Source organism: Streptomyces sp. NPDC023723 (assembly GCF_040639815.1).
Classification (GTDB): domain Bacteria; phylum Actinomycetota; class Actinomycetes; order Streptomycetales; family Streptomycetaceae; genus Streptomyces.
Map to the genome: position 1 here is coordinate 220,438 of NZ_JBFAAP010000003.1, position 23,696 is coordinate 244,133.

Consider the following 23,696-nt stretch of genomic DNA (forward strand, 5'->3'; position numbering starts at 1 on the left):
GTCTTTTCGCTGGTGGGGCTAACAGGATTTGAACCTGTGGCCTCATCCTTATCAGGGATGCGCTCTAACCAACTGAGCTATAGCCCCGCCGCGCTCTGCGGTGTATGTCCCGCGCGCTGACTCCTGAAGATTAGCGCACGAGGTGGGCAGGCCCAAAATCGGTTACCCGCGGCCGCTCACTCGTCCTCGGCGAGCGTCAGCTCCACGCCGCCGACGAAGCCGGCGGAGAGGTTGTAGATGAACGCGCCGAGGGTCGCCAGGGCGGTGGCCAGGACGACGTCGATGACCGCGATGATCGTCGTGAACAGCAGGACGTTGGGCAGCGACAGGAAGGACTGGAGGTCGAAGCCGTTGGACTCGTTGGAGCCGGTGGCCTCGGAGATCGTGCCGCCGACCGTCGAGAAGACGCCCATCGCGTCCATGACCATCCACAGCACGGTCGCCGCGACGATCGTGCACACGCCGAGCGCGATGGAGAGCAGGAAGCTCACCTTCATCACCGACCACGGGTCGGCCTTCGCCACCCGCAGCCGGGCCTTGCGGACCCGGGGCGTGGTACGGCCCGCGCCGGTGCGCGGCCGGCGGACCGCACCGGCCGCACCGCCCGCGGTACCCGCCGGGGTCTGGTACGCCTGCGGCGGGTGGTAGGGCCCGCCGGGCTGTTGCTGCTGCCGCTCGCCCGGCAGCGGGGAAGTCCCCTGCTGGGGCGCGGGCTGGGCGCCGGCTGCGGCCGGGCCCGCGCCAGCGGCGTACTGCTGGGTCTGCGGACCTCGGGTGTCCGTCACAGTTCCCCCCTGGGATCCATGAGTCTCGTACGAGGATGAGGACGCGTTCCCGTGCGGGTCCGTTCCCTGCGCGGCGGAGCCACGGCCGCCGCCGTCCGTTTCCGTACCCGTCGAGGTACCGGCCGATCCGGCGCCCGTGGCTCCGCTCACGATGACTCTCTCCTCGTGCTACTCGGCCGAGGGCGCCTCGCCCTCGTCCGTGCCGGCGGTCGCGGCATCCTCGGCGGTCTCGTCGTCGGCCACGTCGCCGTCGACTTCCTCCGCCTCGCGACCCGCCTCTGCGTTGCGTGCGATGCCGACCACGGCATCGCGCTTGCCAAGATTGATCAGTTGGACGCCCATGGTGTCACGGCCCGTCTCCCTGACCTCGCTGACGCGCGTGCGAATCACACCGCCGGAGAGGGTGATGGCGAGGATTTCGTCGGTCTCCTCGGTCACCAGCGCTCCGACGAGCTCTCCACGGTCCTCGACGATCTTGGCGGCCTTGATGCCGAGGCCGCCGCGACCCTGGACGCGGTACTCGTCGACGGAGGTGCGCTTCGCGTACCCGCCGTCGGTGGCAGTGAACACGAACGTACCGGTTCGAACAACATTCATCGAGAGCAGCTCATCGCCGTCACGGAAACTCATGCCCTTGACGCCCGAGGTGGCCCGGCCCATCGGCCGCAGCGTGTCGTCCGAGGCGGTGAACCTGATCGACTGCGCCTTCTTGCTGATCAGCAGCAGATCGTCATCGGCCGAGACGAGTTCGGCACCGATCAGTTCGTCGTCGGTCCCGTCCTCCATCTCCCGCAGGTTGATGGCGATGACACCGCCCGAGCGCGGGGAGTCGTAGTCCTTCAGCGAGGTCTTCTTGACCAGGCCGCCCTTGGTGGCCAGCACCAGGTAGGGCGCCGCCTCGTAGTCGCGGATGGCGAAGATCTCGGCGATCGACTCGTCCGGCTGGAAGGCCAGCAGGTTGGCCACGTGCTGGCCGCGCGCGTCCCGGCCGGCGTCGGGCAGCTCGTAGCCCTTGACCCGGTAGACCCGGCCCTTGTTGGTGAAGAACAGCAGCCAGTGGTGGGTGGTGGAGACGAAGAAGTGGTCGACGATGTCGTCTTCCTTCAGCTTCGCGCCCCGGACGCCCTTGCCGCCGCGCTTCTGCGCCCGGTAGTCGTCGGTCTTGGTGCGCTTGATGTAGCCGCCGCGCGTGACGGTGACGACGATGTCCTCTTCGGCGATCAGGTCCTCGATGGACATGTCGCCCTCGTAGGGGATCAGCTTCGTCTTGCGGTCGTCGCCGTACTTGTCGACGATCGCGCCCAGCTCCTGGCTGACGATCTCGCGCTGGCGGACCGGCGAGGCGAGGATCGCGTTGTACTCGGTGATCTTCGCCTGAAGCTCGTCGTGCTCCTGGACGATCTTCTGCCGCTCCAGGGCGGCCAGCCGGCGCAGCTGCATCTCCAGGATGGCGTTGGCCTGGATCTCGTCGATGTCGAGGAGGTCCATCAGGCCGCCGCGGGCGATCTCGACCGTGTCGCTGCGCCGGATCAGGGCGATGACCTCGTCGATCGCGTCCAGCGCCTTGAGCAGACCGCGCAGGATGTGGGCCCGCTCCTCGGCCTTGCGCAGCCGGAACCTGGTCCGCCGGACGATGACCTCGATCTGGTGGTTCACCCAGTGCCGGATGAACGCGTCCAGCGAGAGCGTGCGCGGCACGCCGTCGACCAGGGCCAGCATGTTGGCGCCGAAGTTCGACTGCAGGTCGGTGTGCTTGTAGAGGTTGTTCAGGACGACCTTGGCGACCGCGTCCCGCTTCAGGACGATGACCAGCCGCTGGCCGGTGCGGGACGACGTCTCGTCGCGGACGTCGGCGATGCCGCCGATCTTGCCGTCCTTCACCAGGTCGGCGATCTTCTGCGCCAGGTTGTCCGGGTTGGTCTGGTACGGCAGCTCCGTGACCACCAGGCACTGGCGGTTCTGGATCTCCTCGACCTCGACCACCGCGCGCATGGTGATCGAGCCACGGCCGGTGCGGTACGCCTCCTCGATGCCGTTGCGGCCGACCACCAGGGCCCCGGTCGGGAAGTCCGGGCCCTTGATGCGCTCGATGAGGGCGTCCAGCAGTTCCTCGTGGCTGGCCTCGTAGTTCTCCAGGTACCACTGGGCGCCGGCCGCGACCTCGCGCAGGTTGTGCGGCGGGATGTTGGTCGCCATGCCGACCGCGATGCCCGCCGAGCCGTTGATCAGCAGGTTCGGGAAGCGGGCCGGCAGGACGGTCGGCTCCTTGGAGCGGCCGTCGTAGTTGTCCGTGAAGTCGACGGTCTCCTCGTCGATGTCGCGGACCATCTCCATCGACAGCGGCGCCATCTTGCACTCGGTGTACCGCATGGCCGCCGCCGGGTCGTTGCCCGGCGAGCCGAAGTTGCCGTTGGAGTCGACCAGCGGCATCCGCATCGACCACGGCTGGGCGAGGCGGACCAAGGCGTCGTAGATGGAGGAGTCGCCGTGCGGGTGGTAGTTGCCCATGACGTCGCCGACGACGCGGGCGCACTTGTAGAAGCCGCGCTCGGGGCGGTAACCGCCGTCGTACATCGCGTACAGCACGCGGCGGTGGACGGGCTTGAGGCCGTCCCGCACGTCCGGCAGCGCACGCGAGACGATGACGGACATCGCGTAGTCGAGGTAGGAGCGCTGCATCTCCGTCTCGAGCCCGACGGGCTCGACGCGCTGGGCGATGACGCCGCCCTCTTCGGGGGTGACGGGAGTGTTCTCGTCGGTCATTGCTGGTGAAGGTCCTTCCTGATGCGGTCAGCGGCGACCGACTCAGATGTCGAGGAAGCGGACGTCCTTGGCGTTGCGCTGGATGAACTGGCGCCGGGCCTCGACGTCCTCGCCCATCAGCACCGAGAAGAGGTCGTCGGCCTGGGCGGCGTCGTCCAGGGTGACCTGGCCGAGCACCCGGTGCTCCTGGTCCATCGTGGTGATGCGCAGCTCCTCGGCGTTCATCTCGCCCAGACCCTTGAAGCGCTGCACCGAGTCCTCCCGGACCCGCTTGCCGGCCTGCCGGCCGAGCTCGATCAGCGCGTCGCGCTCACGGTCGGAGTACGCGTACTCGAAGTCGTCCCGGCCCCACTTGATCTTGTAGAGCGGGGGGCGGGACAGGAAGACGTGCCCGGCCTCGACCAGCGGCCGCATGAAGCGGAACAGGAACGTCAGCAGCAGGGTGTTGATGTGCTGGCCGTCGACGTCGGCGTCCGCCATCAGGATGATCTTGTGATAGCGGAGCTTCTCGATGTCGAAGTCCTCGTGCACACCGGTGCCGAACGCGGAGATCATCGCCTGGATCTCCTGGTTCTGGAGAATCCGGTCGATGCGCGCCTTCTCGACGTTGAGGATCTTGCCGCGGATCGGGAGGATCGCCTGGTACTGCGGGTTGCGGCCGGACTTGGCCGAGCCGCCGGCGGAGTCACCCTCGACGATGAAGATCTCGCACTTGGTCGGGTCGTTGGACTGGCAGTCGGACAGCTTGCCCGGCAGCGACGCCGACTCCAGCAGGCCCTTGCGGCGGGTCAGGTCGCGCGCCTTGCGGGCCGCCACCCGCGCGGTGGCCGCCTGGATGCCCTTGCGGATGATGTCCGCGGCCTCGTTGGGGTTGCGGTCCAGCCAGTCGGCCAGGTGCTCGTAGACCACCTTCTGGACGAAGGTCTTCACCTCGGTGTTGCCCAGCTTGGTCTTGGTCTGGCCCTCGAACTGCGGTTCGGCCAGCTTCACCGAGATGATCGCGGTCAGACCCTCGCGGATGTCGTCGCCCGTGAGGTTGTCGTCCTTGTCGCGCAGCAGCTTCTTGTCCCGCGCGTACTTGTTGATCAGCGAGGTCAGCGCGGCCCGGAAGCCCTCTTCGTGCGTGCCGCCCTCATGGGTGTGGATGATGTTGGCGAACGAGTACACGCCCTCGGTGTAGCCGCCGTTCCACTGCATCGCGACCTCGAGGGACAGGAACTTGTCCTTGTCCTCGGCCTCCAGGTCGATCACCGTGGGGTGGACGACCTCTCCCTTGCGGGAGTTGAGGTACTTCACGAAGTCGACGATGCCGCCCTCGTAGTGGTACGAGACGGTCTTGACCTCTTGCTTCTCGTCCTCGCCCGCCTCGTCCGCGCCGGCGGTGGCCTTCGCCGACTCGCGCTCGTCGGTGAGGTTGATCTTCAGACCCTTGTTGAGGAACGCCATCTCCTGAAAACGCCGCGACAGCGTCTCGAAGGAGTAGTCGGTGGTCTCGAAGATGTCGCCGTCGGCCCAGAAGGTGACCGTCGTACCGGTCTCCTCGGTGGCCTCGTGCTTGGCCAGCGGGGCCGTCGGCACGCCCAGCTTGTAGTCCTGCGTCCAGCGGTGGCCGTCGGTCCTGACCTCGACGGCGACCTTCGACGACAGCGCGTTGACGACGGAGACACCCACGCCGTGCAGACCACCGGAGACCGCGTAGCCGCCGCCGCCGAACTTGCCGCCCGCGTGCAGCACGGTCAGCACGACCTCGACGGCGGGCTTGCCCTCCGAGGGGACGATGCCGACCGGGATGCCGCGGCCGTTGTCCACGACGCGCACCCCGCCGTCGGCCAGGATCGTGACGTCGATGGTGTCCGCGTGACCGGCCAGCGCCTCGTCGACGGAGTTGTCGACGACCTCCTGCACCAGGTGGTGCAGTCCCCGCTCGCCGGTCGAACCGATGTACATACCGGGTCGCTTACGGACCGCGTCCAGGCCCTCGAGCACGGTGATGGCACTGGCGTCGTACGAGGCGGCGGCCTCCTCGTGCGAGGGGCTCGCCGCGTCGTTCACGCCGGTGTCGGTGGACGGGATGTTCTCGTTGGGGTTGCCGGAATCGGCCACGAAGCGCCCTTTCTGGCACAGCACGAGCCGGGCTCGGCGGCGTTTGCCGGAGCGGCTGCGGCATGTTGCGTTGGTAAGCCTTGATTCAGCGTTGCTCAGCTTTTCCCGGGCTCCCCACGACCGGGGCGGGATTGTCTTCCAGTCTACCGGTACCACTGACACTGATGGGGGTTTGCCGGTACCTGAGTCCGCATGTGCCGCCCTGAGACGTCCTCTCCCGACTCCCGATATACGGAAGGGGGCTCCAAGAGGCTCACGGAGGCACTCAGCGCTTCCGGCCGTCAACCCTTGGCTACTTCGGAGTCAGGTCGCGATTCGCATCCGTGTGCGGTGATACGACAAGCGGGCCGCCGACGAGCCAAACCGGCGGTTGACAAGCCCTTATGTGATGTCAGTCACTCTTGAGATGCTGGGCGCGGAAGCGGCGCCGGACCGGCGTGAGACCGGTGCGAAAAGGGTGCAAACAGGGCACACTCGCCCACGCGTCCACGCGCGCCTCAGCAGTACGCCTCAGCAGTACGCCTCACCCGCACGTCTCACCCGTACGTATCGCCCGGGCCCGTGCTGCCGGGGGCCCGCAGCGGCCCGTAGCGGCGCGGGGCGCCACCTGGACCCTGCACCTTGATCAGCCGGACCGAGCCGTGCCCGAGGTCCTGGTTGATCCGCGCGAGCAGTCCGGGGGCCTGGTACCTGATCTCGGTGGCCCACGTCGTCGAGTCGCAGCGAACCGTCAGTTCCCTCGCGTCCTCGTCGAACTTCTCCGGCTTGCAGTGCAGGGCGACCTTCTCACCGACGATCTGCGGCCAGCGGCCCATCACCCCGCCCACCGCGGCCGGCGTCTCCCAGCCGCGTTCGGTGATCAGCCGGTTGATCGCGGGCCCCAGCGCCATCGGGTCCCGCCCGTCGGCCCGCGCCCCGGAGCGCAGCCCACCGCGCCGGGCCTGCTTCTTCTGCTGCACCGCCTCGCCACGCGCGCGTGCCGCCTCCTTCGCCGCCCGCAGCGCCACCCGCGCGAGATCGACACCGGACGGCTCGGGAGCCTTCTTCGGCACCGAATCCTTCCGGGGCCCGGGCTCGGACGCGCTCATACGCGCTCCACCGTCCCGTCCGCCACCGCGAACCGGGCCCCCGCCAGCACACCCGGTACGTCGTCGTCCACCGCGGCGGTCACCAGCACCTGCTCGCCGGGCGCCACCAGCTCGGCCAGCCGCTCCCGGCGCCGCGCGTCCAGCTCGGCGAAGACGTCGTCCAGCACCAGCACCGGCTCATTGCCCTCCGCGCGGAGGAGATCGTAGGAGGCCAGCCGCAGCGCCAGCGCGTACGACCAGGACTCGCCGTGCGAGGCGTACCCCTTGGCCGGCAGCTCCCCGAGCTTGAGCAGCAGGTCGTCGCGGTGCGGCCCGACCAGCGTGACCCCCCGCTCGATCTCCTGCTTGCGCGCCTCGGCCAGCGCGGCGATCAGCTGTTCGAACAGGTCCTCGCGGGTGTGCGCCTCGCCGGGCGCCGACGGCTTGTACTCCAGGGCCACCGGACCGCCGCCCGGGGCCAGCTGGTCGTACGCCTTGTCGGCCAGCGGCTGCAGCGCGGCGATCAGATCCAGTCGCTGGGCGAGCAATTCCGCACCCGCGCGCGCCAGATGCTGGTCCCAGACGTCCAGCGTCGACAGGTCCAGCGTCCGGCCGCCGTGCCGCCGGGCCAGCGCCGCCGACTTCAGCAGGGTGTTGCGCTGCTTGAGCACCCGGTCGTAGTCGGAGCGCACCCCGGCCATCCGCGGCGACCGCGCGGTGATCAGCTCGTCCAGGAACCGCCGCCGCTCACCCGGGTCGCCCTTGACCAGCGCGAGGTCCTCGGGCGCGAACAGCACGGTCCGTACGATGCCCAGCACGTCGCGGGGTCTGACCTGCGAGGACCGGTTGATGCGGGCCCGGTTGGCGCGGCCCGGGTTCAGCTCCAGCTCGATCAGCTGCTGCCGCTCGCCCTGCCGGACCTGGGCCCGGATCACCGCGCGGTCGGCGCCCATGCGGACCAGCGGGGCGTCGGAGGAGACGCGGTGGCTGCCGAGGGTGGCGAGATAGCCGACCGCCTCGACCAGGTTGGTCTTGCCCTGCCCGTTGGGGCCGACGAAGGCGGTGACGCCCGGGTCCAGCGGGACCTCGACCCGGGCGTAGGAGCGGAAGTCGGCCAGCGACAGATGCGTGACGTGCATGGTCGTGCGCCGACCTCCCTCGGAACCTGCTGCTTACTTCTTCTCGACCGCGTGGCCGCCGAACTGGTTGCGCAGCGCCGCGATCATCTTCATCTGCGGCGAGTCCTCCTGCCGCGAGGAGAACCGCGCGAACAGCGACGCGGTGATCGCCGGCAGCGGCACCGCGTTGTCGATCGCCGCCTCCACCGTCCAGCGTCCCTCACCGGAGTCCGCGGCGAAACCGCGGAGCTTGTCCAGGTGCTCGTCGCCGTCCAGGGCGTTCACCGCCAGGTCGAGCAGCCAGGACCGAATGACCGTGCCCTCCTGCCAGGAGCGGAACACCTCCCGGACGTCGGTCACTGAGTCGACCTTCTCCAGCAGCTCCCAGCCCTCGGCGTAGGCCTGCATCATCGCGTACTCGATGCCGTTGTGGACCATCTTCGCGAAGTGGCCCGCGCCGACCTTGCCCGCGTGCACCGAGCCGAAGTCGCCCTCGGGCTTGAGCGCGTCGAATATCGGCTGCACCTTGGCGACGTCGCCGGCGTCGCCGCCGTACATCAGCGCGTAGCCGTTCTCCAGGCCCCAGACGCCGCCGGAGACGCCGCAGTCGACGAAGCCGATGCCCTTGGCCGCCAGCTCCTCGGCGTGCTTCTCGTCGTCCGTCCAGCGGCTGTTGCCGCCGTCCACGACGACGTCGCCGGGCTCCAGCAGCTCGGCCAGCTCGTCGACGGTCGACTGGGTGGCCGAGCCGGCCGGGACCATCACCCACACCACTCGCGGGCCGCTGAGCTTGCCCACCAGCTCTTCCAGGCTGTGGACATCGGCGAGGTCCGGGTTGCGGTCGTATCCGACGACGGTGTGGCCCGCGCGGCGGATCCGCTCGCGCATGTTGCCGCCCATCTTGCCGAGGCCGACGAGACCGAGCTCCATCAGTTGCGTTCCTTAGGGTCGCTGTGGCGTATGAGGCGCGTTCGCCGTGTGAGGCGCGATCGCACCGGCGCCGAGCCTAAACCCGGACTCCCGCGCACAGCTGTGGGCATACGCGCTCATTCGTATGCCCACCTGGGACTTCGTCCACTGGCCATCCACCGGCCGTCCACCGGCTGTGGACAAGTGCGGCGGTCAGCCGCTCAGTCGCACCGGCATGATCAGGTACTTGTACGCCTCGTCCGCCTCGGCGTCCAGCGCCGGCCTGCCGCTCAGCAGGGCCGGCTTGGTGGACGTCGTGAAGGACAGCTGGGCCACCGGGGAGCCGATGGCGCTCAGGCCCTCCAGCAGGAAGGTCGGGTTGAAGGCGATCGAGATGTCGTCGCCGTCCAGCTGGGCGTCGACCCGCTCCACAGCCTGTGCGTCGTCGCTGGAGCCGGCCTCCAGGATCAGCACGCCCTGCTCGAAGCTGAGCCGCACCGGGGTGTTGCGCTCGGCGACCAGGGCGACGCGCTTGACGGCCTCCACGAAGGGGGCGGTCTCGATCACGGCGACGCTGTTGAACTCGGTCGGGAAGAGCGTCTTGTACTTCGGGAGGTCGCCCTCCAGAAGCCGCGTCGTGGTCCGGCGGCCGGCTCCCTCGAAGCCGATCAGGCCCTCGCCCGCGCCGGAGCCGGACAGCGCCAGGATGACCTGGTCGCCGCTGGTGAGCGCCTTGGCGGTGTCCTGGAGCGTCTTGGCGGGCACCAGGGCGACCGCGGAGACCTCCGGGTTCTCCGGCTTCCACAGGAACTCGCGGACCGCGAAGCGGTAGCGGTCGGTGGAGGCCAGCGTCACCGTGTCGCCCTCGATCTCGATGCGCACACCGGTGAGGACGGGCAGCGTGTCGTCGCGGCCGGCCGCGATGGCGACCTGCTGCACGGCGGAGGCGAAGACCTCGCCGGGGACGGTGCCCGTCGCGTTCGGCATCTGCGGCAGCGCCGGGTACTCCTCCACCGGCAGGGTGTGGAGGGTGAACCGGGACGAGCCGCAGACCACCGTCGCCCGTACACCGTCTGTGGAAATCTCCACCGGCCGGTTGGGCAGGGCGCGGGAGATGTCGGCGAGCAGGCGGCCGGAGACCAGCACCGTGCCCTCCTCCTCGACCTCCGCCTCGACCGACACCCGCGCGGAGACCTCGTAGTCGAAGCTGGACAGGCTCAGCTGCCCTTCCTCCGCCTTCAGCAGCAGGCCCGCGAGGACCGGCGCCGGCGGACGGGCCGGGAGGCTGCGAGCCGCCCAGGCCACTGCCTCCGCGAGTACGTCGCGTTCCACCCGGATCTTCACCGTTGCCGCCTCCTGCTGTTGCCGGCGCTTGTCGCCCTGCTTCGCCTCAGTCGTCTGACTCGGTGTCGTCGCCCTTGGTCCGGGGCAGTACACCGGGGACCAGTCTGACGCACCGCACTGACAGTAGGTGCCCATCGGGGTCAAGTCGTGACGAGGGACGGTCGGGCAGGACAGAGCGAGTTGTGCACAGGGCCCGCTTCGAAACGAGTTCCCAGCTCTCTCTAGTCGTTAGTAGTAGTAGGGCCTGTGGATACCGTGGATAACCCCGTTTGCCCAGGTCAGCCCAGGAATTTTGTCCACGGGGCCTGTGGGCGGGACCGGTGGACAACTCGGGTCCGCTGTGGAGAACGGAAAGTTCTGCACACCCCGTGCACAGGGAGAGGCGACTTCTCCCCAGCGCCGTCCCCAGGTTTACCCGTCTTTCCCACAGCCCACTCCGGCACCTTGATGTGACGCCTTTCACTCGCAGCGGTGACGGGCCGCGTCGGGTTGCCGAACAGTGGACAGCGGTGTGGAGAAGCCGGTGATCGCTGGGGACAACCGGCCAGAGCCTGTGGGTTGCCCGTGGACAACTTTGTGCACAGGGTGTGGACCGATCCGTTGTCCACAGCCTGTGGAGATCCTTCGTCCACCAATCCACAACCGACTGACCTGGCCTGATGATCTCTCACCAGCCTGGCCTGTGGACGAGTTCGGGACAACTTGGCGATCCCCATGGTGTGGACGGGAAAAAGTGGCCGGATCTGTGGACGACGGCCGTAACCTGGCGCGGAATCGAACACCGGACGGGCCCAGCGCGGGCCGGACATGACGAAGGGCGCCCGCCGGATCTCCTCCGGAGGGCGCCCAGCACGTCGTACAGGGGCGTACCGCGGTGTGCGTCAGCCGTTCTTGATGCGGTTGGTCAGCTCGGTCACCTGGTTGTAGATGGAGCGCCGCTCGGCCATCAGATTGCGGATCTTGCGGTCCGCGTGCATCACGGTGGTGTGGTCCCGGCCGCCGAACAGCGCGCCGATCTTGGGCAGGGAGAGGTCCGTCAGTTCCCGGCAGAGGTACATGGCGATCTGCCTGGCCGTCACCAGCGCGCGGCCGCGCGAGGTGCCGCACAGGTCCTCGACGGTGAGCCCGAAGTAGTCGGCGGTGGCGCTCATGATGGCCGTGGAGGTGATCTCGGGGGCCGAGTCCTCGCCGCCCGGGATCAGGTCCTTGAGGACGATCTCGGTCAGGCCCAGGTCCACCGGCTGCCGGTTGAGCGACGCGAACGCCGTCACCCGGATCAGCGCCCCCTCCAGCTCGCGGATGTTGCGCGAGATCCGGGAGGCGATGAACTCCAGTACCTCCGGCGGGGCGTTGAGCTGCTCCTGCACCGCCTTCTTGCGCAGGATCGCGATCCGGGTCTCCAGCTCGGGCGGCTGGACATCGGTGATCAGGCCCCACTCGAACCGGTTGCGCAGCCGGTCCTCCAGCGTGACCAGCTGCTTGGGCGGCCGGTCGCTGGAGAGCACGATCTGCTTGTTGGCGTTGTGCAGGGTGTTGAAGGTGTGGAAGAACTCCTCCTGCGTCGACTCCTTGTCCGCCAGGAACTGGATGTCGTCGACGAGCAGGATGTCCATCTCCCGGTACCGCTTGCGAAAGCTGTCGCCCTTGCCGTCCCGGATGGAGTTGATGAACTCGTTGGTGAACTCCTCCGAGCTGACGTACCGCACCCGCGTGCCCGGATAGAGGCTCCGCGCGTAGTGCCCGATCGCGTGCAGCAGGTGGGTCTTGCCTAGCCCGGACTCCCCGTAGATGAAGAGCGGGTTGTACGCCTTGGCCGGCGCCTCGGCGACGGCGACCGCGGCGGCGTGCGCGAAGCGGTTGGAGGCGCCGATGACGAAGGTGTCGAAGAGGTACTTGGGGTTGAGGCGCGCGGTCGGCTCGCCGGGGCCGGCGGCCGGGGCCGGCTGGGCGGCCAGCGGGCCGGGGGCGCCGGTGGCGGGGCCGGGTCCGACCGGGCCGCCGCGGTGGACGTGCCCCGATCCGGCGGGCGGCTCGGGCGGCTCCCGCCGGCCGCCGCGCTGGTCGTAGTCGCCGCGCGACTGCTCGTAGTCGGGGCGCTGGGACTCGTACGGCGGGCGCTCGGAGTCGTAGGAGGGGCGCTCGGAGTCGTACCGGTCGGTGTCGTACGGCGCGCGGTCGGGCGCCTTCGGGCGGTAGTCCTGGGAGTAGCCGTCCTGGTAGGGGCTCTTCTGGTACGAGTCCGGGCCGTGCTGGCCGTACGACGGCTCCGGCGGGGAGGCGTACGGGTCGCGGTCGGGGAAGCCGAGGCGCTGCTGCTGCCAGCCGTAGTCGTCCTGCTGGGCGGGGCGCGGCCAGGCGCCGGGTTCGGGGCGCTGGTACTCGGACGGGTAGGCGGGGCGAGCGGTGGGGAGCGGGTCGGCGCGGTGGCGGCCGTAGCTCTCGTAGTCGTCACGGGAGTCACGGGCGTCACGCGAGTCACGGGCGTCACGGGTGTCTCGTGAGTCCCTTGTGTCCCGGGAGTCCCTTGGGTCTCGACCGTCACGCGAGTCACGAGCGTCCCGGTGGTCACGGCCGTCCCGGGGCTCACGGCCGTCGGGTTCGTCGTAGCGGTGCTGGGGGCGCGCCGACGGGGCCGGGGGCGCGGGGGGTTCGCCGGCCGAGTCGTCGACGGTGATCGCGATGCGGATCGGGCGTCCGCACTCCCGGCTCAGCGTCTCGCTGACGACGGGCGCCAGCCGGCCCTCCAGGACACCCTTCGCGAATTCGTTCGGTACGGCGAGCAGGGCGGTGTCGGCGACCAGGGCGAGCGGCTGGCAGCGCCGGATCCAGTGCTCGTCCTTCGACTCGACACCCTGGACCCGGCCCTCCCCGAGGAGCTGCTCCAGTACGCGTGGCCACACTGCGGCAAGATCGGCAGGTACGTCAGCCACAGGGCACGCTCTCTCATGTGTCCCTCGAAGGTGTGATCCGAGGGAGGGACGGTCGGAACCGGGGCGGTCGGGTCGGAACGAATCAGATGGGCCGGGATGGGCCGGTGGGAAGGGAACGAATCGGAGTTCGGCCACGGTAGTCAGCGTGGCCGGTAGCATTCAAGTTGTTGTCCCCAGCCTGTGGACAAGTGTCTCCCGGCCGCCGTTGGTTTGACCGAATGGCGCAGCCGCGCGTACCGTAACGAGGTCGAGTTGTCGATGGCTGCTGCCGCCTGCCTCCGATGGGCACAGATCGCTTCAGGTGATCGGAAAGCGGTGCACACGGGCGTGACGCGAGCTACTCGTGGGCGCACGGTGACAGCCAGGACGGCACCCCGCCACCACCGATTCTTTTCTGGAGCCCCCGAGTGAGCAAGCGCACCTTCCAGCCGAACAACCGTCGTCGCGCGAAGACCCACGGCTTCCGGCTGCGTATGCGCACCCGTGCCGGCCGCGCGATTCTCGCGTCCCGCCGTGGCAAGGGTCGCGCCCGTCTGTCCGCCTGATTCCGATCAGGTCATGACGTCGTGCTGCCCACCGAGAACCGGCTGAGGCGGCGCGAGGATTTCGCGACCGCGGTACGACGAGGTCGCCGGGCAGGTCGTCCGTCCCTCGTCGTCCACTTTCGTAGCGGTGCAACGGACCCGCACGCGCCTGGGGAGAGCGCTCCCCAGACGCGTGCGGGTTTCGTCGTCAGCAAAGCCGTCGGCGGTGCGGTCGTGCGCAACAAGGTGAAGCGCAGGCTTCGCCATCTGATGCGCGACCGAGTCGGTCTGTTCCCTCCCGGTAGCCTGGTAGTCGTACGAGCGCTACCCGGAGCGGGTGACGCCGACCATGCACAGCTGGCCCAAGACCTGGACGCCGCCCTTCAGCGGCTACTGGGAGGGGGCGCGCGATGAAGTACCCGCTGCTGGCTCTGATCAAGCTGTACCAGTGGACGATCAGTCCACTGCTGGGGCCGGTCTGCAAGTACTACCCGTCGTGCTCCCACTACGGCTTCACGGCCATCGACCGGCACGGCGCCGTCAAGGGCACGGCACTCACCGCCTGGCGGATCCTGCGGTGCAATCCGTGGTCGCTGGGCGGAGTGGACCACGTTCCGCCGCGTAAGCGTCCGCGGTGGCACGAGATGCTGCGGAACGCCTGGCGCGCACGCAAGGGCGGGCCCTCCGCCGCCGAACCGGCCACCGAAGGACAGGCTGCTCACCCGAGCCGGCCCGGTCCTTCGAGCCCGGCCGCAGAGACCCAGTCCCATGCCCAAGGAGCATGATTAGTGGACACGATTGCCAGCTTCTTCACCTTCATCACGACACCTGTCTCCTGGGTCATCGTCCAGTTCCACACCGTGTACGGCGCCATTTTCGGCCCTGACACCGGGTGGGCCTGGGGCCTGTCGATCGTGTCCCTGGTGATTCTGATCCGCATCTGCCTGATCCCGCTCTTCGTGAAGCAGATCAAGTCGACGCGCGCGATGCAGACGCTCCAGCCGGAGATGAAGAAGATCCAGGAGCGCTACAAGAACGACAAGCAGCGCCAGTCCGAAGAGATGATGAAGCTGTACAAGGAGGCGGGCACCAACCCGCTCTCCTCGTGCCTTCCCATCCTGGCGCAGTCACCGTTCTTCTTCGCCCTCTACCACGTGCTCAACGGCATCGCGACCGGTGACACCATCGGTGTCATCAACAACCAGCTGCTGGAGAGCGCGCAGAAGGCCCACATCTTCGGTGCGCCGCTCGCGGCGAAGTTCACCGACGGTGCCGCGAAGGTGGACGCGCTCGGCTCCTCCATCACCGATGTGCGGGTCGTCACCGCCATCATGATCGTCCTGATGTCGGCGTCCCAGTTCTTCACCCAGCGCCAGCTGATGACGAAGAACGTCGACACCACGGTGAAGACGCCGTTCATGCAGCAGCAGAAGATGCTGATGTACGTCTTCCCGGTGATGTTCGCCGTCTTCGGCATCAACTTCCCGGTCGGTGTCCTCGTCTACTGGCTGACCACCAACGTGTGGACCATGGGCCAGCAGATGTACGTCATCCGCAACAACCCGACCCCGGGCTCCAAGGCCCAGTCCGCCTACCTCGAGCGTCTGTACAAGCACGTCTCGCACAACGGCAAGGTCAGTCGGCGCAGCGAGCGCGCCATCGTCAAGGCCATCGTCGCCAAGGGCCGGGACCGCAACGAGTTCGAGCGGAAGTTCATCAACGGCCTGACCAAGGCCGGCCTCGCGGCCCAGGCCGACGGCAACGTCGTGCAGAGCGACACCGCGGCCGCCGTCGAGTCCGAGGACGGTACGCCGACCACCGGCGCCCCCAAGCGGCAGCAGCCCAAGCGGCAGTCGAAGTCCCAGCGCCAGTCCGGTGCGCCCAAGGGCTCCGGCGACGCCGGAGCGTCGGCCGAGGACGACGACGAGTCCTCCTCGGCCTCCTCCTCGACGTCCAAGTCGAAGCCGACGTCGCTGAGCAAGTCCGGCGAGCCCCAGGACGCCAAGCCCGCCGCTGCCAAGAAGGCCGCGCAGAAGCCCGGCTCCGGTACCCGCAGCAAGGCCCAGTCCGGACAGCGCAAGGGCCCGCAGCGGCCCAAGTCCCCGTCGAAGAAGTAAGAAGGAGTCCATCCCGTGACGGAAGGCACCATCGCCGCCGCTGCCGAGGGCGCAGACACCCTGACCCGCCTGGAGCAGGAGGGTGAGATCGCGGCGGACTACCTGGAGGGTCTGCTCGACATCGCCGACCTCGACGGCGACATCGACATGGACGTCGAAGCCGACCGTGCCGCTGTTTCCATCATCAGTGACACCGGTGGCCGCGACCTCCAGAAGCTGGTCGGCCGGGACGGTGAGGTCCTGGAAGCGCTCCAGGAGCTCACCCGGCTGGCCGTGCACCGGGAAACCGGCGACCGCAGCCGACTGATGCTGGACATCGCCGGTTACCGGGCCCAGAAGCGCACCGAGCTGTCCGAGCTCGGCGCCAAGGCCGCCACCGAGGCGAAGAGCAGCGGCGAACCGGTCCGCATGGACCCGATGACCCCGTTCGAGCGCAAGGTCGTGCATGACGCGGTCAAGGCCGCGGGACTGCGCAGCGAGTCCGAGGGCGAGGAGCCGCAGCGGTTCGTCGTCGTACTGCCCGCCTGATCGGTTCCCGCGTTCCCCCGGCCCCGTCTGTTGCGCAGACGGGGCCGAACTTTGTCAGCCCTGATAGTTCTGGTGGTTCGGATGTCGGCGCGTGAAGTGCCGACGCGGTACGGAAGGACGGTTCCCCCGTGACGGAGGCAGCGGAGCTTCCCCCCGCGCCCGAGCAGGCACGCGAGGTGTTCGGCGATCGCTATGCGGACGCGGTGCGCTACGCCGAGTTGTTGGCCGAGGCAGGTGTGCAGCGCGGCCTGATCGGTCCGCGTGAGGTGCCCCGGCTGTGGGAGCGGCATCTGCTGAACTGCGCGGTGCTGTCCGAGGTCGTGCCGAAGGGAGTGACGGTGTGCGATGTCGGCTCGGGCGCTGGCCTGCCCGGCATCCCGCTCGCACTGGTCCGGGACGACCTGAAGATCACCCTTCTCGAGCCGCTCCTGCGGCGCACCACCTTCCTGACCGAGGTGGTGGAGCTGCTGGGCCTGGACCATGTGACCGTGGTGCGGGGCCGGGCCGAGGAGGTCATGGGGCAGCTCCCGCCCGTCCATGTGGTGACGGCCCGGGCCGTGGCTCCGCTGGACCGGCTGGCCACCTGGGGGGTTCCGTTGCTGCGGCCCTACGGGGAGATGCTGGCGCTCAAGGGCGACACGGCCGAGGAGGAGCTGAAGAGTGCCACGACGGCGCTGAGCAAGCTCGGGGCCGTGGCGACGTCGATCCTGCATGTGGGGGAAGGCGTGGTGGACCCTCGGTCCACGGTGGTGCGGGTGGAGGTCGGGGAGAGTCCGGGCGGTGTGCGGTTCGCGGCCAAACGGGCCAAGGCGGCTCGCACGGGACGGGCACGTCGGCGTCGCGGATAGCGCCGAGCCGGAGTGTCGCGGCAGTTCGGCTTCGACCGCTGTGCATCGTGTTTCACGTGAAACGTCGCTCACTGCTGCACGGCATCATCAGTCGCGGCCGCGCTGCGGCCGAACCCCGCGACCGCAAGCCTCTCGGCTCACTGGGTGCAGGAGCCTCCGCTGAGGGGGCTCGGCCACTCGTGAGGGTCACGGAGTTGTCCACAGCGGGGGATTTCTCCACAGAACAGCAGGCCTCACTGGTTCGCGACCCCGAAGGCATGGGAGGCTCTGTTCATTGCGAGCCTGAAGTCGAGGAGAGTGAATCCTTGCGGTCCGACGCCAATATCGCGGGCCCGATGACCGATCCGGTCCCCGGTCCCCGTACCGAGTCGATGGGGGCGGATGTTTCACGTGAAACACCGCCTCCGATGGACGACACACCGATCGGTCGCGCGGCCCAACTAGCGGTAGAGGCTCTGGGACGCGCCGGCGAGGGGCTGCCACGACCTGAGCAGACCCGCGTCATGGTGGTCGCCAACCAGAAGGGCGGGGTGGGCAAGACGACGACGACCGTCAATCTCGCCGCCTCGCTGGCCCTGCACGGTGCCCGTGTCCTGGTGGTCGACCTCGACCCACAGGGGAATGCCTCCACCGCTCTGGGTATCGACCACCACGCCGATGTTCCTTCGATCTATGACGTGTTGGTCGAGAGCAAGCCGCTCTCCGAGGTCGTCCAGCCCGTTCCCGATGTCGAGGGTCTGTTCTGCGCCCCGGCCACGATCGATCTCGCCGGTGCGGAGATCGAGCTGGTGTCCCTGGTGGCTCGTGAGAGCCGGCTCGAGCGAGCGATCCAGGCGTATGAACAGCCTCTGGACTACATCCTGATCGACTGCCCGCCCTCCCTCGGTCTGCTGACGGTGAATGCGCTCGTCGCGGGCCAGGAGGTGCTGATCCCGATCCAGTGCGAGTACTACGCGCTGGAGGGGCTGGGGCAGCTGTTGCGCAACGTCGACCTGGTGCGGGGGCACCTCAACCCCGCACTCCATGTGTCGACCATCCTGCTCACGATGTACGACGGCCGGACACGATTGGCGTCCCAGGTCGCGGACGAGGTGCGCAGCCACTTCGGTGAGGAGGTGCTGCGGACGAGCATCCCCCGCTCGGTCCGCATCTCCGAGGCGCCGAGCTATGGCCAGACGGTGCTGACCTACGATCCAGGATCGAGCGGTGCCCTGTCCTATCTTGAGGCGGCACGAGAGATCGCACTGAGGGGCGCGGGCGTCAGCTACGACGCGACGCACGCCCACATCGGTGCACAGAACGATCCGAGCACGGTGGAGGGGATCCAGTGAACGAGCGACGGAGGGGGTTGGGTCGAGGTCTGGCAGCGTTGATCCCGCCCGCCTCATCGGAGAAGTCGGTGGCATCGGCCGCCCTGGGCGGTGCGATTCCGGCGGCTCCCACGGGTGTCCCCGGGCTGACGACCGACCGAGGTGTGGCAGCGGCGAAGGTGACCGCACTGCCGTCTGTTTCACGTGAAACATCACACGAGGCAGAGGAGACGCCGGCTTCCGGTGCGGTGGAGACACCCATGGCTCCTATGGGTGCTTACTTCGCCGAGATTCCGCTGGACGCCATCACGCCGAATCGGCGGCAGCCGCGTGAGATCTTCGACGAGGACGCACTCGCCGAGTTGGTCACCTCCATCAAGGAGGTCGGTCTTCTTCAGCCGGTCGTCGTCCGGCAGGTGGATGCCGGACAGTACGAGCTCATCATGGGTGAGCGGCGCTGGCGGGCCTGCCGGGAAGCCGGACTGGAGGCCGTCCCGGCGATCGTGCGGGCCACGGAGGACGACAAACTCCTCCTGGACGCGCTGCTGGAGAACCTGCACCGCGCTCAGCTGAATCCGCTGGAAGAGGCCGCCGCCTACGACCAGTTGCTGAAGGACTTCAACTGCACGCACGACCAGTTGGCGGACCGGATCGGCCGTTCCCGGCCGCAGGTCTCCAACACCCTGCGGCTGCTGAAGCTCTCGTCGTCCGTGCAGAAGCGGGTGGCGGCCGGAGTCCTCTCCGCGGGGCACGCCCGCGCGCTGCTCTCGGTGGAGGACTCGGAGGAGCAGGACCGGCTGGCGCACCGGATCGTGGCCGAAGGGCTCTCGGTGCGGGCGGTCGAGGAGATCGTGACCCTGATGGGGTCCCGGCCGCAGAAGGCACCCCGGGCCAAGGGGCCGCGGGCCGGTGCCCGTGTCTCCCCGGCGCTGTCCGATCTCGCCACCCGGCTCTCGGACCGGTTCGAGACCCGGGTGAAGGTGGACCTGGGCCGGGAGAAGGGCAAGATCACCGTCGAGTTCGCCTCGATGGACGACCTGGGCCGCATCCTCGACGCACTGGCCCCCGGTGAGGGTCCGGTGCTTCAGCGGAGCCTCGTGGACGGCGAGACGGAAGAGGACGATTCCTGAGTCCCGACGGCGGAGCCCCCGGTGAGGTGCTCCGCCTCGGCGCCAGAGCGGGCCGTGTCCGGTGTGTGCCGGAACGCGGTCCGCTCTTTGCTTTACACCGGTATCGGGGCAATCGCATCGTGGATACGATGCGATCAGGTAGGGCGGAGTCACCTGGCAGTCACCTCTGGGAGTGAGGCAGCGCCATGCGAACGACGAGCCGCACCGGATGGCTGAGCGCGGGGCTGGGACTGGGAGCGATCGGTGGGTTCATCGGCAGTCTGCTCAAGGAGCGGAGTGCTCTGACGGCCGCCCTGGACACGAAGGGCGAAGGAAGCGAGGAAAAGCCTTCATGGGGCGTCGGCTCGTACCGCTCACGCTGGACAACCTTGAGGACCTTCCCCAGCGCTGCCGCTCATGCGTCTTCTGGGAGCTCGACCCCGTCAGCGGGGAGGCCGCGGTAAAGGCGGGCACGGCCGCTCTGGAGAAGGAAGCCTGGATCTCCGCCGTCCTGCTGGACTGGGGGTCCTGCGGCCGGGTCGTCTACGTCGATGACGTGCCGGTCGGCTTCGTGCTCTACGCTCCCCCCGCCTATGTCCCGCGCTCCGCGGCGTTTCCGACGAGTCCCGTCTCGTCGGACGCGGTACAGCTGATGACCGCGTTCATCGTGCCGGGGTATCAGGGGCAGGGACTGGGCCGGGTGATGGTCCAGACGGTGGCCAAGGATCTTCTGCGTCGCGGGTTCAAGGCGATCGAGGCTTTCGGGGACGCCCGCTGGAAGCAGCCCTCGTGTGTGCTGCCGGCCGACCATTTGCTGGCCGTGGGCTTCAAGACGGTACGGCCGCATCCCAGCAACCCCCGGCTCCGGCTGGAGCTGCGGTCCACGTTGTCCTGGAAGGAGGACGTGGAGATGGCACTCGACCGGCTGCTCGGCGCCGTACAGAAGGAGCCGGCGCTCAGGCCACTGTGACGGGTGAGCGGAAACCGGAGCCGAGCCCGAAGAACAACGGAGGGGCCCACCCTGCCGGGTGGGCCCCTCCGTGTTTCACGTGAAACGTCACTTCGCGACGGCGATGAACTCCTCCAGGTCGCGGACGATCGCGGCCTTCGGCTTGGCGCCGACGATGGTCTTGGCGACCTCGCCGCCCTGGTAGACGTTCAGGGTCGGGATGGACATGACGCCGTACTTCGCGGCCGTGCCCGGGTTCTCATCGATGTTCAGCTTGACGATCTCGATCTTGTCGCCGTACTCGGCGGCGATCGCCTCGAGGGACGGCGCGATCTGACGGCACGGGCCGCACCAGGAGGCCCAGAAGTCCACCAGAACGGGCTTGTCGCTCTTGAGGACGTCCTGCTCGAAAGAGTCGTCGGTCACGTGCTTCAGGGTGCCGGCCACGGCGGGCTCCTTAACTGGTTGGTACTTGGGGCGGATGAGGGTCAGACAGTGGTCTTCTCGGGCTCGGCCTTGTCCTCGTCGGACAGGGCCGCGAGGAAGCGCTCGGCATCGAGGGCGGCGGAACAGCCCGTGCCGGCCGCGGTGATCGCCTGGCGGTAGGTGTGGTCGACCACGTCACCGGCGGCGAAGACACCGGTCACATTGGTCCGGGTGGAGGGCGCGTCGACCTTCAGGTAGCCCTCCCCGTCCAGGTCGAGCTGGCCCTTGAAGAGCTCGGTGCGCGGGTCGTGGCCGATGGCGATGAACAGGCCGGTCACGGCCAGGTCGGAGAGTTCGCCGGTCTTGAGGTTGCGCAGCTTCAGACCCGACAGCTTGGGGTCGCCCTCGATCTCGGCCACCTCGCTGTCCCAGACGAACTTGATCTTCGGGTCGGCGAAGGCACGCTCCTGCATGGCCTTGGAGGCACGCAGGGTGTCGCGACGGTGGACGATCGTCACGGACTTGGCGAACCGCGAGAGGAAGGTGGCCTCCTCCATCGCGGTGTCACCGCCGCCGATCACGGCGATGTCATGGTCCTTGAAGAAGAAGCCGTCGCAGGTGGCGCACCAGGAGACGCCACGGCCGGACAGGGCGTCCTCGTTCGGCAGGCCGAGCTTGCGGTGCTGCGAGCCGGTGGTGACGATGACCGCCTTGGCCCGGTGGACCGTTCCCGCGGTGTCCGTGACCGTCTTGATCTCACCGGTCAGGTCGACGGACACGATGTCGTCCGGGACGAGCTCAGCGCCGAAGCGCTCCGCCTGAGCCCGCATGTTGTCCATGAGCTCGGGGCCCATGATCCCGTCCTGGAAGCCGGGGAAGTTCTCCACCTCGGTGGTGTTCATGAGCGCACCGCCTGCGGTGACAGCGCCTTCGAATACCAGCGGCTTCAGCGACGCGCGCGCGGTGTACAGCGCCGCCGTGTAGCCGGCAGGCCCGGAGCCGATGATGATCACGTTACGGACGTCGCTCACGGCTGGTTTCCTCGTCTCTGGACTGCGTCTTCATGACCGGCGAAAGCATTTCTCAGAGCTCTCACCCCACCCAACGGATCCTACGGGGCGCGCATTCCCGCTGTGTCCGGGCACACTGCGGCGCCGGCCCGAAGCGCGACGGGGCGAGGGAGGAACGTCAGCCTCAGGGCCGGGCGTAGGAGTCCTGGAGCAGCACCTCGCCCGCGCCGAGCGAGGGCTGGGTGACACAGGCCGTCTCCACTAGGTAGGCCGTGACCTTGCCGGTGTCGGCGGTGTGCGGGAGGACCACCAGCAGCACCTCACGGCCCTGGTAGATGCCCTCCTCCGTGGCCAGCGCCGCGTCGTCGCGGCCGATGCCCTGGCGTACGCACGCGGGCACGGTGGGCTGGGTGAAGACATGGTTCTCGGCGCCGGTCCCGGACTCCACGCTGAAGCTCTGCGCGCTCTGCGCGCTCTGTGTGGAGGACGGCTCGGTGCTTTGCCCCGGCTGGTCGTCCGCCAGGAGTCCGGAGATCTCCGTTCCCAGCTTCTTCTCGGAGAAGGTGTCCGCGAGAGCGGAAGGCTGTCCGGGGTCCCCGGGCGAGTCGCCGCTGTCGAGGGAGGACACGATCACCGAGCCAAGCCCCAGGGCGGCCACCGCGAACACGGCACCGAGAGCGGCGATCCTGCGGCGCCCGCTCCGGGTGCGTTCCTTGCGCTCCTTGCGTCCCGGGCCGGTGGTGGAGGAGACGGCCCGGCCCGCGGGACGGTCGGGCGGCGGTGTCGATGTTTCACGTGAAACATGCGGGCGGCTGTCGAGCGGCACCGGTGTCGTGACCGCCGGTGCCGGGTCCGCCGTCTCGGGTGCCGTCGCGGCCAGCAGGGCTTCGGCGGCGAGGGCGGCATCGATACGGCCGGCAACGTCGTCCGGCATCCGCGGCGGCCCCGGCAGGGTGCCGAGCAGGCCCCGGATCTCCTCCAGCGACGCGTAGACGTCCGCACACAACTCGCAGGCGTCCAGGTGCCGCCGTACGTCCGTGGTCCGGGACGGCGGGAGCAGTCCTTCGGCGAGGTCGGAGATCTCCGCGACGTCCGGGTGCTGGCCCATGTCTGCCGTCGACGACGTCACGCTCGTCCACCTCCGCCCTTCACTGCGGTCGAATCGCTCGGCCCCGCTGCGGGTGGGACGGGTGTCCCCCGCCTCCGGTTCCGTTCCGCGCCCGGTGGGCTGTCGCCGCCGCTGCCGCCGTCCGGGCGCAGGTGGGTGAGCAGCGGCAGGAGTCTGGCTCTGCCCCGGGCGCACCGGCTCTTCACCGTGCCGACCGGCACGTCGAGGACCCGGGCCGCCTCGGCGACGGGGTAGCCCTGCATGTCGACCAGGACGAGAGCGGCCCGCTGGTCCGGCGGCAGAGTGCCCAGGGCCTCCACCAGCTGCCGGTGCAGCTCGTTGCGCTCGGCCGGTGCGGAGGCCGACTCGTGCGGCTCCAGCAACTGTTCCAGACGTTCGGTGTCGTCGACCGGGGCGGTTTTCCTGGAGGCCGCCTTGCGGGCGCGGTCCAGGCAGGCGTTCACCGTGATCCGGTGCAGCCAGGTCGTGACGGCCGACTGCCCGCGGAAGGTGTGGGCGGCCCGGTACGCGGAGACGAGGGCGTCCTGCACGGCGTCGGCGGCTTCCTCCCGGTCCCCCAGCGTGCGCAGGGCGACCGCCCAGAGCCGGTCCCGATGCCGCCGGACGAGTTCACCGAAAGCGTCGGGGTCGCCTTCGACGTGGCGGGCGAGGAGGTCGTGGTCGCTGGTGTCGCCGTACGCGGTGCCATCTGCCATCGGACCCCCCACCCTCTGCGTCCGGGTCGCGC

21 protein-coding genes and 1 tRNA gene are annotated in these 23,696 nt (G+C 68.9%); 9 read left to right on the forward strand and 13 right to left on the reverse strand.

The window, feature by feature from the left end; translation table 11 throughout:
* Positions 1-10: 10 nt before the first annotated feature.
* From AB0G32_RS06055 to dnaA, 9 genes are all read right to left on the reverse strand, one after another.
* Positions 11-87 (reverse strand) — tRNA-Ile (locus tag AB0G32_RS06055).
* Between the two features lie 89 nt (positions 88-176).
* Entirely contained in the window at positions 177-935 is a 759-nt protein-coding gene (locus tag AB0G32_RS06060; RefSeq protein WP_361158778.1) for a DUF3566 domain-containing protein, read from the reverse strand.
* Between the two features lie 18 nt (positions 936-953).
* Positions 954-3,548 (reverse strand): DNA gyrase subunit A, encoded by a 2,595-nt coding sequence (gene gyrA, locus AB0G32_RS06065; protein WP_361158780.1) that lies wholly within the window; start codon positions 3,546-3,548, stop codon positions 954-956.
* Positions 3,549-3,590: 42 nt separating this feature from the next.
* Positions 3,591-5,651, reverse strand: coding sequence for a DNA topoisomerase (ATP-hydrolyzing) subunit B (gyrB, locus tag AB0G32_RS06070; RefSeq protein WP_361158783.1), 2,061 nt, complete (start codon positions 5,649-5,651; stop codon positions 3,591-3,593).
* 536 nt (positions 5,652-6,187) lie between these two features.
* Positions 6,188-6,739 carry a DciA family protein gene (locus tag AB0G32_RS06075; RefSeq protein WP_361158786.1) on the reverse strand — a complete coding sequence of 184 codons (552 nt, stop codon included), beginning with the start codon at positions 6,737-6,739 and terminating at the stop codon, positions 6,188-6,190.
* The gene (recF, locus tag AB0G32_RS06080; RefSeq protein WP_361158789.1) at positions 6,736-7,857 is read right to left on the reverse strand and encodes a DNA replication/repair protein RecF; all 1,122 of its coding nucleotides are present in this window, start codon (positions 7,855-7,857) and stop codon (positions 6,736-6,738) included. Before recF ends, AB0G32_RS06075 begins: the two co-directional genes overlap by 4 nt.
* A gap of 33 nt (positions 7,858-7,890) precedes the next feature.
* Positions 7,891-8,766 (reverse strand): phosphogluconate dehydrogenase (NAD(+)-dependent, decarboxylating), encoded by an 876-nt coding sequence (gene gnd, locus AB0G32_RS06085; RefSeq protein ID WP_361158792.1) that lies wholly within the window; start codon positions 8,764-8,766, stop codon positions 7,891-7,893.
* Positions 8,767-8,958: 192 nt separating this feature from the next.
* Entirely contained in the window at positions 8,959-10,089 is a 1,131-nt protein-coding gene (dnaN, locus tag AB0G32_RS06090; protein WP_361158795.1) for a DNA polymerase III subunit beta, read from the reverse strand.
* An 881-nt stretch (positions 10,090-10,970) separates the two neighbouring features.
* The gene (gene dnaA / locus AB0G32_RS06095; protein WP_361158798.1) at positions 10,971-13,019 is read right to left on the reverse strand and encodes a chromosomal replication initiator protein DnaA; all 2,049 of its coding nucleotides are present in this window, start codon (positions 13,017-13,019) and stop codon (positions 10,971-10,973) included.
* Between the two features lie 407 nt (positions 13,020-13,426).
* On the opposite strand from dnaA, the gene rpmH reads away from it, so the two are divergent.
* From rpmH to AB0G32_RS06140, 9 genes are all read left to right on the forward strand, one after another.
* Positions 13,427-13,564: a 50S ribosomal protein L34 gene (gene rpmH, locus AB0G32_RS06100; protein ID WP_003949374.1), complete on the forward strand. Its 138-nt coding sequence runs from the start codon at positions 13,427-13,429 to the stop codon at positions 13,562-13,564.
* 21 nt (positions 13,565-13,585) lie between these two features.
* Complete coding sequence (rnpA, locus tag AB0G32_RS06105) at positions 13,586-13,957, forward strand: ribonuclease P protein component (RefSeq protein ID WP_361158801.1); 372 nt, start codon at positions 13,586-13,588, stop codon at positions 13,955-13,957.
* Positions 13,954-14,328: a membrane protein insertion efficiency factor YidD gene (yidD, locus tag AB0G32_RS06110; RefSeq protein WP_361158804.1), complete on the forward strand. Its 375-nt coding sequence runs from the start codon at positions 13,954-13,956 to the stop codon at positions 14,326-14,328. The genes rnpA and yidD overlap by 4 nt, the downstream gene beginning before the upstream one ends.
* Before the next feature lie 3 nt (positions 14,329-14,331).
* Positions 14,332-15,660, forward strand: a complete 1,329-nt coding sequence (gene yidC, locus AB0G32_RS06115; protein WP_361158806.1) for a membrane protein insertase YidC — start codon at positions 14,332-14,334, stop codon at positions 15,658-15,660.
* A 15-nt stretch (positions 15,661-15,675) separates the two neighbouring features.
* Positions 15,676-16,188 (forward strand): R3H domain-containing nucleic acid-binding protein, encoded by a 513-nt coding sequence (locus AB0G32_RS06120; RefSeq protein WP_361158809.1) that lies wholly within the window; start codon positions 15,676-15,678, stop codon positions 16,186-16,188.
* 128 nt (positions 16,189-16,316) lie between these two features.
* A complete protein-coding gene (gene rsmG, locus AB0G32_RS06125; protein WP_361158811.1) occupies positions 16,317-17,036 on the forward strand; it encodes a 16S rRNA (guanine(527)-N(7))-methyltransferase RsmG in 720 nt (239 codons plus the stop codon).
* Between the two features lie 257 nt (positions 17,037-17,293).
* Positions 17,294-18,367 carry a ParA family protein gene (locus AB0G32_RS06130; protein WP_361159092.1) on the forward strand — a complete coding sequence of 358 codons (1,074 nt, stop codon included), beginning with the start codon at positions 17,294-17,296 and terminating at the stop codon, positions 18,365-18,367.
* Entirely contained in the window at positions 18,364-19,476 is a 1,113-nt protein-coding gene (locus AB0G32_RS06135) for a ParB/RepB/Spo0J family partition protein (RefSeq protein ID WP_361158814.1), read from the forward strand. Before AB0G32_RS06130 ends, AB0G32_RS06135 begins: the two co-directional genes overlap by 4 nt.
* Positions 19,477-19,807: 331 nt before the next feature.
* Complete coding sequence (locus AB0G32_RS06140) at positions 19,808-20,425, forward strand: GNAT family N-acetyltransferase (protein ID WP_361158816.1); 618 nt, start codon at positions 19,808-19,810, stop codon at positions 20,423-20,425.
* An 87-nt stretch (positions 20,426-20,512) separates the two neighbouring features.
* Here the strand turns inward: AB0G32_RS06140 and trxA are convergent, their stop codons facing one another.
* From trxA to sigM, 4 genes are all read right to left on the reverse strand, one after another.
* Positions 20,513-20,851, reverse strand: coding sequence for a thioredoxin (gene trxA, locus AB0G32_RS06145; RefSeq protein WP_361158818.1), 339 nt, complete (start codon positions 20,849-20,851; stop codon positions 20,513-20,515).
* A gap of 41 nt (positions 20,852-20,892) precedes the next feature.
* Positions 20,893-21,861 carry a thioredoxin-disulfide reductase gene (gene trxB, locus AB0G32_RS06150; RefSeq protein ID WP_361158821.1) on the reverse strand — a complete coding sequence of 323 codons (969 nt, stop codon included), beginning with the start codon at positions 21,859-21,861 and terminating at the stop codon, positions 20,893-20,895.
* Positions 21,862-22,024: 163 nt separating this feature from the next.
* Positions 22,025-22,948, reverse strand: a complete 924-nt coding sequence (locus AB0G32_RS06155) for a hypothetical protein (protein ID WP_361159095.1) — start codon at positions 22,946-22,948, stop codon at positions 22,025-22,027.
* Positions 22,949-22,965: 17 nt separating this feature from the next.
* A complete protein-coding gene (gene sigM, locus AB0G32_RS06160; protein WP_361158824.1) occupies positions 22,966-23,664 on the reverse strand; it encodes an RNA polymerase sigma factor SigM in 699 nt (232 codons plus the stop codon).
* Positions 23,665-23,696: the final 32 nt, after the last annotated feature.